10 protein-coding genes are annotated in these 9,447 nt (G+C 65.1%); 6 read left to right on the top strand and 4 right to left on the bottom strand.

The genetic code is table 11. The features are described from left to right. Positions 1-703 precede the first annotated feature (703 nt). On the bottom strand, positions 704-1,498 hold the full coding sequence (locus EFAMC1_RS10870; RefSeq protein ID WP_154054289.1) for a DeoR/GlpR family DNA-binding transcription regulator: 795 nt from the start codon (positions 1,496-1,498) through the stop codon (positions 704-706). A gap of 698 nt (positions 1,499-2,196) precedes the next feature. Between EFAMC1_RS10870 and EFAMC1_RS10865 the strand changes: the two genes are divergently transcribed. The 6 genes from EFAMC1_RS10865 to EFAMC1_RS10840 all read left to right on the top strand — a co-directional run bounded on the left by EFAMC1_RS10865 (position 2,197) and on the right by EFAMC1_RS10840 (position 7,082). Further along, positions 2,197-2,649 carry a PTS sugar transporter subunit IIA gene (locus tag EFAMC1_RS10865; protein ID WP_154054288.1) on the top strand — a complete coding sequence of 151 codons (453 nt, stop codon included), beginning with the start codon at positions 2,197-2,199 and terminating at the stop codon, positions 2,647-2,649. 14 nt (positions 2,650-2,663) lie between these two features. Beyond that, positions 2,664-2,951 (top strand): PTS sugar transporter subunit IIB, encoded by a 288-nt coding sequence (locus EFAMC1_RS10860; RefSeq protein ID WP_187324676.1) that lies wholly within the window; start codon positions 2,664-2,666, stop codon positions 2,949-2,951. Positions 2,952-3,215: 264 nt separating this feature from the next. Further along, entirely contained in the window at positions 3,216-4,523 is a 1,308-nt protein-coding gene (locus tag EFAMC1_RS10855; RefSeq protein ID WP_154054286.1) for a PTS ascorbate transporter subunit IIC, read from the top strand. 110 nt (positions 4,524-4,633) lie between these two features. After that, a complete protein-coding gene (locus EFAMC1_RS10850; RefSeq protein WP_154054285.1) occupies positions 4,634-5,338 on the top strand; it encodes a hypothetical protein in 705 nt (234 codons plus the stop codon). 136 nt (positions 5,339-5,474) lie between these two features. Then, positions 5,475-6,371, top strand: a complete 897-nt coding sequence (locus tag EFAMC1_RS10845; RefSeq protein WP_154054284.1) for a dihydrodipicolinate synthase family protein — start codon at positions 5,475-5,477, stop codon at positions 6,369-6,371. A gap of 69 nt (positions 6,372-6,440) precedes the next feature. Then, on the top strand, positions 6,441-7,082 hold the full coding sequence (locus EFAMC1_RS10840; protein ID WP_154054283.1) for a ketohydroxyglutarate aldolase: 642 nt from the start codon (positions 6,441-6,443) through the stop codon (positions 7,080-7,082). Between the two features lie 408 nt (positions 7,083-7,490). Here the strand turns inward: EFAMC1_RS10840 and EFAMC1_RS10835 are convergent, their stop codons facing one another. The 3 genes from EFAMC1_RS10835 to EFAMC1_RS10825 all read right to left on the bottom strand — a co-directional run. Next, positions 7,491-8,345, bottom strand: coding sequence for an AMMECR1 domain-containing protein (locus tag EFAMC1_RS10835; RefSeq protein WP_154054282.1), 855 nt, complete (start codon positions 8,343-8,345; stop codon positions 7,491-7,493). A gap of 76 nt (positions 8,346-8,421) precedes the next feature. Then, the gene (locus EFAMC1_RS10830; protein ID WP_154054281.1) at positions 8,422-9,069 is read right to left on the bottom strand and encodes a YcxB family protein; all 648 of its coding nucleotides are present in this window, start codon (positions 9,067-9,069) and stop codon (positions 8,422-8,424) included. A 2-nt stretch (positions 9,070-9,071) separates the two neighbouring features. Beyond that, on the bottom strand, positions 9,072-9,447 hold a 376-nt coding region (locus tag EFAMC1_RS10825; protein ID WP_187324675.1), incomplete at its 5' end, for a hypothetical protein.

The following is a 9,447-nucleotide window of genomic DNA, read 5'->3' as shown; positions in this document are numbered from 1 at the left end:
GGCGGCCTTTTTCGACCGCGCAGACGCGCGGCCAACTGAACCAATGCGCGGGCCTTGATGAGCCCGAACGAGTGCCGTGGGAGGCTGGTGCTCGTCATCTGGGCGAGTCCAGAAATAGTCTGAGCCCCCATCAACTTCAAGCTGCCATTTCATTAGGTTGCGCGTCCCCTCATGGGATGGTCCCTGATATGGCGGTCCCTTCTTAATAACCGTGCGGTCCTTATGGGCTGGGCCCCTGGTGGGGTCACCTTCATTGTGCCGCACCGCTTCGAGGCGGCGGGTCCCGCCCCAAACGCCGCGCGGTCCCATGCTCACGGGGCTTGGTGCATTTTTGACGCTTTTGTGTGCCAGGTTGGAGGGGGTCGAAGTGACTCGTGCGGTTTGGGCGGTTCTGAATATTCAAAACCGCCCAAACCGCACGAGTCATATGAGGGGTCACAAGCATGCTGTTCAAATCCGTTCAAAACGCACCAGCGCAGAATTGGCGCTGCCGGGTAGCGTCTCGCTCGTGACGTCCTTCCGTATGATTTGTCACATTTTGGTGCCGGCCGGCTGGCCTGGGCGAACGGGCCAGTACCAAAGGCGCAGGCCGGCAGTGGTAGGCGCGGATCGACGGCGGTGGGAGGGCGGGCCGACAGCAGTGGCGGCTAAAGGCCACAGCGAGCCAGCGGCGGGATGGGGGCAGGGCCGACAGCAGTGGCGGCTACAGGCTGCGGCGGGCTTCGGCGGCGAGGGAGGGGTCCACGCGCACGACGCGCTTGAGGCCGTAGGCCTCGAGCTCGGCGACCTGCGCGTCGGTGGCGCCCGTGTCGGTGATGAGCAGGTCGACCTCGTCGGCCGACGCAAACTGGAAGCTCGACTCGTGTCCCAGCTTGGACGAGTCGGCCACCACGATGCACTCCTTCGAGCGCTCGATCATAAGCGCGTTAACCGCCGGCTCGGGCGAGGTGGCCGAGGCAAGCCCGTACTTGGCCGAGATGCCCGACGCCCCGAGGAAGCACTTCGAGGCCGTGACGCGTCGCACGAGGTCATGCGCGATGTCGCCAGTCATCGACGCGCGCGGCGGCCGTACCTCGCCGCCCGTGAGCAGAATGGTGACATTGGGCGTCTCGTCCATCTGCAGCACGCGTCCGTTGTTGGTGATGACCGTGACGTCCTCGGCCGTGATGAAGCTGATGATGCCCAGCGCCGTGGAGCTGGCGCTCACGAAGACGCACTCGCCGTCGCTAATGTGGCGTGCCGCCTCGCGCGCAATCGCCTTGTTGGCGCGCACCTGCTGTGATCCCGCGGGTCTGCCCAGCGGGTTGAGCAGGATGGCCGATCCGTGCTCATGCGTGAGGACCTGCTGCGTCTCGAGCTGGTTGAGGTCCCGCCGGATGGTGAGCGGTGAGACCTCGAAGTGCTCGGCCAGGGCGTTGACGCTCATCTGCCCGTTGCTCTCGAGCAGCGCGATGATTGCGTCGCGACGAGCGGCCACATATGCCTTGCTACGCTTCATCTTGGGCTCCAACTGTCGAGGGGCGGGACCGCTGGTGGTATGACGTGCGCTTGCCGAGGGGAGGCAGGCGAGTGCCGTGAACGTGACGGCGTATATGATGAACGAATCAATTGTAATCGTTCATTTAAGATATTGGAAATGAACGTTACAACTCTCGAGAGAGCCCATTTAGTAATGGATATCAGTCGTAATTATATGGATTCCAATCGTAATGCTATTGGCGTCAAGAGAGAAGTAACTTTATGAACGAATGAACATAGTAACGGTCGGAGTTTCATAAAAAGAGTAAAAATGCTAGAAAAATAGTAAATTAGTGACAAATACTACACAATACGCACACACATATAATCCTACCGTTTGCCGGAATAAATAGACACCATGGTGAATCTATGGAAAACTCTTGTGCGTAACGAGGACCAAGCGCGTTTTTATGAATGCGCGGGCCTGATTCGCAGGCGCACGCGTGGTCGTGCCGCAGACGGGCCGGGGCCGAGTGCGAAGTGTGGCGCAAGCGTTAGCGCGAATTCCAGGCGTGCGCGGGCGCGAGGCGGAAAGCCGCAGGGCAGGCGCGAGCCAAGCGCCAGCGCCGGGCGCAATCGCAGGCGCAAGCCGCCCCAAGTCACACGACGCTGGGAACCCGGAGTCGCGCAGTCCACCGGCTGTCCGCCGACGCACAAGGAAAGAAGAGGTGAACGCGGATGCTCAGCGACCTTCTGGACGAGAGTCTGGTTCAGCTGAACGTCGAGGCCACCGACTGGCAGGATGCCATTCGCAAGGCCGCGCAGCCGATGGTCGACAACGGGGACGTCACGCCCGCCTATGTCGACGACATCATTAAGGGTGCCCAGGAGCTCGGCCCCTACTTCGTGATCACGGAGCACGTGGCCATGCCGCACGCGCGCCCCGAGTGCGGCGCTCTCAAGACTGCCGTCGGCATCGTCACGCTCAAGGAGCCGGTCGAGTTCGGCAGCAAGGAGAACGACCCGGTCAAGTACCTGTTCCCGCTTGCCGCCACCGACAACGACAACCACCTGAGCGCCCTGCAGTCGCTCGTCGAGCTCCTCGGCGACCCCGACTTCTTCGCGCAGCTCGACTCCGCCTCTTCGCCCAAGAACGTCGTGGACCTCGTCCACACGAAGGAAGGAAGGTAAGCAACATGGCCAAGGTGTATCACACTCTCGTTTGCTGCCGCGCTGGCATGGGCTCCTCGATGATGCTCAAGATCAAGATCGACCAAGTCATCAAGGAGAACAACCTCCCCATCGAGACCGAGCACGGCAACCTTGACTCGCTCATCGGCTTCAAGGGCGACCTCGTCATCACCATGAGCGACCTCACCGACGAGCTCAATGCCGACGATCGCGTGCCGTCCGCCATCGGCATCACCAATATCGTCAACAAGGGCGAGATGAAGCAGAAGCTCGAGGAGTGGCTGGCCGAGCGCGCCGAGTAGCGCGCCCCAGCCTCGCGCGGACTCCGGCACGGCGGCCAGGCCCAGCCTGACCAGCCAAGCGGCCAGAGGCGCTCGACGTAGCGTTTTGCGGGGCGCCTGGCGGCATGAGCGGCCGCCCGGTCGCCCCAGAAACTGACACATGACACGTACCGCACCGGGGCGCAAGCCCCGGGGTGGGGTGTCTTGTGCCGCGAACCAGCCGCGTGGCCAGTCACGCCAAGGCTCGCAAGGGATGCAAGGTAGGATCCAAGGGAAGGAACCAGCATGCTCAATGCTCTCCTCATGCAGGCCAGGGACACGGCCGTCATCATGGGCATCATCGCCCTGGTGGGCCTCCTGCTGCAGAAGAAGTCGGCGGTGGATGTCATCTCCGGCACCGTGAAGACCATCATCGGCTTTATGATCTTCAACATCGGCTCCGACGCCATGAGCGCCCAGGTCACGGTCTTCTCCGACATGTTCACGCGCGCCTTCCAGGTGCAGGGCGTCGTGACGCAGGTCGAGGTCGCCACGGCCCTCGCCCTCAACACCTATGGCACCGAGGTCGCCATGGTGTTCGTGCTCGGCTTCGTGATGAACCTCGTGTTCGCGAAGGTCACCCCGTTCAAGGCAGTCTTCCTCACCGGCCAGCACTTCCTGTACTTCGCGGCCGTGCTCGCCCTCGTCTTCATCGCCCTGGGTGCCCCGCTCGTCGTGACCATCGTCGCTGGTGGCGTCATCCTTGGCTTCTGCGGTGCTGCCCTGCCGAGCCTCTGCCAGCCGTTCGTGCGCAAGCTCGTCGGTGACGACTCCATCGCCATCGGCCACTTCAACTGCATCGGCTACGCCTTCGCCGGCTACTGCGGCAAGCTCTTCGCCAAGTCGCACGAGAAGGAGCTCGAGAACGAGGAGCAGAACGAGGCCAATCTCCCCGAGTTCTTCAAGCTCTTCCGTGACTTCGTGTTCTCCGTAGCCCTGTTCATGGTCGTGCTGTTCTACATCGTCACCATCGCCTGCTTCGTGACCGGCCACTTTGGTGACCAGCTCTCCACCGGCAAGGCCTTCACCAGCTACTTCGGCAACGACATCTGGTGGATCTGGCCGCTCATCGCCGGCCTCAAGTTCGCCGCTGGCATGTCTGTCCTGATCTACGGCGTGCGTCAGTTCATCGCCGAGATCACCGCCGCCTTCGTCGGCATCTCCGAGAAGCTCATCCCGAGCGCTCGCCCGGCCGTCGACTGCCCCGCCATCTTCCCGTTCGCGCCTAACGCCGTCATCCTCGGCTTCATCGGCTCGTTCGTCGGCGGCCTCGTGGCCATGGCCTTCATGGTGGCCTTCCACAGCCCGACCATCATGATCCCCGCTGCTGGCATTTGCTTCTTCTCCGGCGGCACCTGCGGCGTCTGCGGCTACGCCTACGGCGGCTGGAAGGGCGCCCTGCTCGGCTCCTTCCTCGTCGGCATCTTCCTGTGCGCTGGCCCGCTCGTGCTCTACCCGGCCTTCGCCAACCTCGGAATCGCCGACGCCTCGTTCCCGAACGTCGACTACAACATCGTCGGCTCCATCATCTACGGCATCGGCTCGCTGTTTTAAGATGCCAGGTGGGTACCTCGGTGTTATCGCAAGCTAGGCTCTGGTTTTAATGCCGAGGGCGCTCGTGGAAGCAAGCTCACGGGCGCCCTCGTCTTCATGAATGGATGGGTATGGCAGAGAAGCGCGACAGGGGCGCGGACGTGACGGGCGAGGAGGCCCGGGCCGGGAGGGCGCCGGCTGGGACGGAACAGGCCGTGGCGGCGCCGGCCGAGGGCAAGGTGGCCGAGAGTAAGTCCGCCGCTCCCAAGCGCGGCATCGTCGACTCGGTCATCGGCGTGCGCGACACGGGCGCCGACCCAGCCGACGACGGCTCCAAGGTCGAGCTCACGGTCGAGGAGGACCGCACGCGCCTCGTCCTGCAGTCGGCCCTTTTGCTTGTGCTCAACATCGCGCTCCTCGGCCTCGCCTTCGTGTCGTGGGTGGCGGCCAACGTCACCGGTAACGTGGTGCTGCTCATCGTCATCATCTTTGCGCTCACGGCGGTGTGGTTCTGCTCGCGGCGCATGGGCCGGCTCTTTGGCAAGTTCTTCGGCAAGCTGCCGGTGATGCTCTTTCGCGAGCGTGACCTCGTGATCTACGAGAAGGCCGACCGCAAGAAGGCGCTCGTGGTGCCGTACGCCAAGGTCAAGGGCTACAAGGTCATCCGCCAGGGAAGCTCGCTGCGCCTGCTGCTCTGGGGTGACTGGGTGAAGCACCCCTCCGGCGTGTACTACGTCGGCATCAACCGTCCGTTCATGAAGGGCACGCTCGACACCGTCTCCGACGAGATCGCCGGGCGCATGCGGGCCCACCGCGTGAAGGTCCGCAAGAAGTAGGGATTTGGCGGCGGCTGGCGGCGGCGGGCATCGCCCCGCGCCTCGACAGCCTTGCCACCTGCGGTTCATTGCATCACGGGCATTCAAGCCCTGCTCACAGTCCCAGGCAACACAGCCCTCAGAAAGGGGTTAGCGCATGTCCACGTTCAAGGGCGTCATCGTTCCGATGGTCACGCCGTTCAACCGTGACGAGGACCAGTCCATCAACTACGACGCCGGCGAGCAGCTGGTCGAGAAGATCATCGCCGGCGGTGCCGACGGCATCTTCACCTTCGGCTCCAACGGCGAGTTCCACGTGTGCACGCCGGACGAGAAGATCGAGTTCTCAAAGTTCGTCATCGAGAGGGTCGCCGGCCGCGTGCCGGTCTACGTGGGCACGGGTGCGTGCTCCACGCGCGAGGCCATCGACATGTCCAAGCGCGCGGAGGCCGCCGGTGCCAGCGCCCTCTCGGTGATCAACCCGTACTTCCTCGGCATCACGGATGCTCAGCTCATCAACTACTTCACCATGGTGGCCGAGAGCGTCAAGATCCCGGTGCTGCTCTACAACATCCCCAAGGCCACGGGCCACAACATCTCGGCCGAGGTCGTGGCCGAGGTTGCCCAGGTCGACAACGTGAAGGGCATCAAGGACAGCTCGGGCAACATGGACAACCTCCAGAGCTACCTCGACGCGTCCAAGGGCAAGGACGTCGACGTGATTGTGGGCTCCGACGGCAAGATCTCCGCCGCGCACGCACTGGGCGCCACGGCTGCCATCGCGGGCACGGCCAACCTCATCACCGAGGTGGTCGTGAACCTGTGGAAGGCCCTCGAGGCCGGCGACGCCGCCGAAGCCGAGCGCCTGCAGGGCGAGATCGAGCCGATCCGCAACGTTCTGCACCTGGGCTCCACGCCGCAGACGCTCAAGCGCTCGCTCGAGCTGGCCGGCTGCCCGGTGGGCCCTGCCCGCTACCCGGTCACCGGGGTGGACAAGGGCGTGGACGAGAAGTGCCTCGCCATGCTCGACCACTATGGCATCGCACACAAGTAAGCTAGTACGTGGCGTGTGGTCAGCCTGCGGCACGCACGGGCTGGCCTTTTGCGCGAGAGGAGAACTCACATGAAGATGCAGAAGGCGGCCGTCACCCAGGCCCTCTTCGACACCTGCGCGTTCGCGGTAGTGCGCGTTCCCACGGTGGAGCGCGGCTGCGAGATTGCCGAGGGCCTGCTTAAGGGCGGCGTCAAGGCCATGGAGATCAGCTACACCCTGCCCAACGCGGGCGAGGTCATCTCCGGCATCCAGGAGCGCTTTGGCAACGACATGCTCGTGGGCGCGGGCACGGTCATGGAGCCCACGACCGCCCGGCTCGCCATCATGAGCGGCGCGCAGTTCATCGTGGCCAACTGCGGCTCTGACGAGGTGGCCGAGCTCTGCAACCTCTACCAGATCCCGTACGCGCCGGGCTGCACCACGATGACCGAGGCCAACCACGCGCTGGCAAAGGGCGCCGCGTTCATCAAGTGCTTCCCGATCTCGAACGTGTACGGCCCGTCGCTTGTGGGGCCCTTCAAGACGCCGACGCCGTGGATGCCGCTCATGGCGTCCGGCGGCATCAACCTGGACAACCTGGCCGAGTGGGTCTCCAAGGGCATCGACGCGGCCGGCATGGGCAGCCTGCTCACGAAGGGCAGCTCGGAGGACATCGCCAAGAACGCCACCGCCGTGCGCCGCATCATCGACGAGACGCGCGCGCAGATGTAGGTTTGCGCGGGTAGTCGCGTGAGCTGACGGCTTATTGCGCGCTGGGGTGCCCTGGGTGACGGGGTGCCCCGGCGCTTTTTTCTCGTTGGACAAGCTGTCACGCCCCTTCGAATTTGCGGGGATTTGAGGGGTGCAAATACGCAGGAGCGTGCAAGCTGTGGGGGCAAGAGTCACAGCTGCCACGGATAGGCGCATTTGCCGGGCGCAAATGCGTACAAGCGTGCGGCTGCCGAGACAAGAGGTACAGCCACCATGGATTGACGTGCTTGCTCGGAGCAAATACGCAAATCCGCGGTGGCTGTCTTTTTCGACGAGACGGGCCTGCGCCACGCGGGCGACGAGACGGGGCTGCGCCACGCGGACGACGAGACGGGGTCCGCGCCACACGGCAACGCAGGCGAGAAGAGGCTAGCAGTTCCGCGCGAAGACGTGGCGCAGGTGGCGGCGGGCAACGCCGGCGAGCTCGTAGACGGTCGAGACGGGTGTGGGCCCGCGGTCGGACCCGAGGTCAATGCCACCCTTGCGTGTGGCAATGCGCAGCTGCTCATCGACGGTTTCCACGTCGTCGAGGTCGGGCAGCAAAAGGCCGCGCCGATCGTCCACCGTGCTCACGATGACACCGTAACGGCGGCAGTCGAGGGCGTCGGTGCTGTCGACGGGTTCGGGCGTGCCCAGGACGTCGACATCATAGACCAGCTCGGGCAGCTCGTCGGGGCGAACGGCCGAGAAGCGCGGGTCTCGCGTGCCGGCGGCTACGGTGTTGCCGCAGATCTCCTCGGCAAGCGAGCCGCGTGCGGGACCCGTGGTACCGATGCAGCCTCTGAGCTGGCCATTCTTCTTGATTGAGACAAAGCAGCCGGCACGGATGCCCTCCAGCTCGCGGCGGGCCTCATCCGGCAGCCTGCCGGCCGCGCGCATCGAGCCCAGCAGCGCCGACGCGTCCGGCGTGGTCCCGTGGCCCGCACCGTCGCCCACGCACGCCTCGAGCGTGCGGCGCGCGAGCTCCACCCACGGGCCCTCCGCCTCGCGGTGCTCGCGCATGTCGGCCGCGTGGTGCTGCACGTACTGCTCGCCAAAGTCGCGCTCGGACGCGGAGCCGGCGGTGCCGGTGGGCGTGAACGCGGCAATGCCGTAACCCACACCAAAGGGACCCTCGTAGCTGAGGAGCTCGCTGGTCACGGGCGCGCGCTCAAGGGCGCCCGCCATGATCTGGAACGAGTGCAACCCGCACTCGGCCGCGCGCTCGCAGAAGCCCGGCTCCATGGTGAGGAGCTCGAGGAAGTTGCCCGTCTTGAATGCGCCGCAGGCGAGGCCTCAGCTCAGCCGTGCCTCTCGAAGCTCACTTACCCCGTGCGCTCGGGTCCTTTCGCTTGCCGTGCTTGAGCTGCCCGCTCAGCTGCCTATGGGCCTCCGCCACGCGACGGCGGATCGAGTTGCCGAAGTCCTCGGCGCGCCCGTGCGTGAAGCCGGACTTGGCGATGGCCATGAGGCCGCCCTCGTCGCTCATCCTAATCGCGAACATGCGGTCGTCCTCGATCACGCGGTCGATGGCGGAGTAGGGCAGCGTGTGCACGGAGCCGTCGGAGTCGACGGTGCCCATCTCGGTCGCGGTGAAGAAGGTCATGCGCTTGCGGCCGTCCTCGCCCGCCTGGTCGAGGCTGCGACCATAGTTTCTCGCCATGCGTCGCGCGGAGAAGTGCGCCTGGTAGATGACGACGGCGCCCAGGATGGCGATGATGGCCGCCACCACGGCGTCCGCGTGCAGAAACAACAGCGTGACGCCCGCGAACGCGATCATTGCGATTCCCACGGCCAGGCAGAGCCGATTGGCGATGGAGCTCTGCTCGAGCTTGGCCGTGCGCTCGAGGAGGTCGTCATCGAGCGTGGTGACGTTGACGTAGCGCGCGTCGGCGGGGATGCCACCCTCGCCGGGCTTGCTGCCGCGCGTTCCGCGGCGGGCGCGGAGGGCCTTTTTGCTGGTTCCCATGGCTACTCCCCCGCGACGGAGGAGCCGGTGAGCTCCCTGACCAGGTCGTTGTAGCGCTGGGCGCTCAGCGAGCGGCGCGGAATGAGAGCGTAGGCGCCGTGCGGGAAGCGCAGCACCACGATCTCGCTGCCCACGCGCGGCTTGCACATCTCGGAGCGCTGGTAGGTCTCGGGCGCGCCGCCCTTGGGCAGCACCACGACGCGGTCGGCGTAGACGAGGACCTCGCGGCGGCGCTCATCGTCGGGGATGAGGGCGGTGTCGAAGCCGGCCTTACGCAGGCGGCCTACCATGATCTGTGACCAACGGCGGCTGAGCTGCCACGTGGCGATCCACAGCACGACGAGGATGGTGAGCGCCACCACGGCGTCGTTGCCCGCG

Source organism: Olsenella uli (genome assembly GCF_901212675.1).
GTDB lineage: Bacteria > Actinomycetota > Coriobacteriia > Coriobacteriales > Atopobiaceae > Parolsenella > Parolsenella uli_B.
The sequence above is the reverse complement of the archived record's forward strand: the minus strand, read 5'-3'. Positions and strand labels throughout refer to the sequence as shown.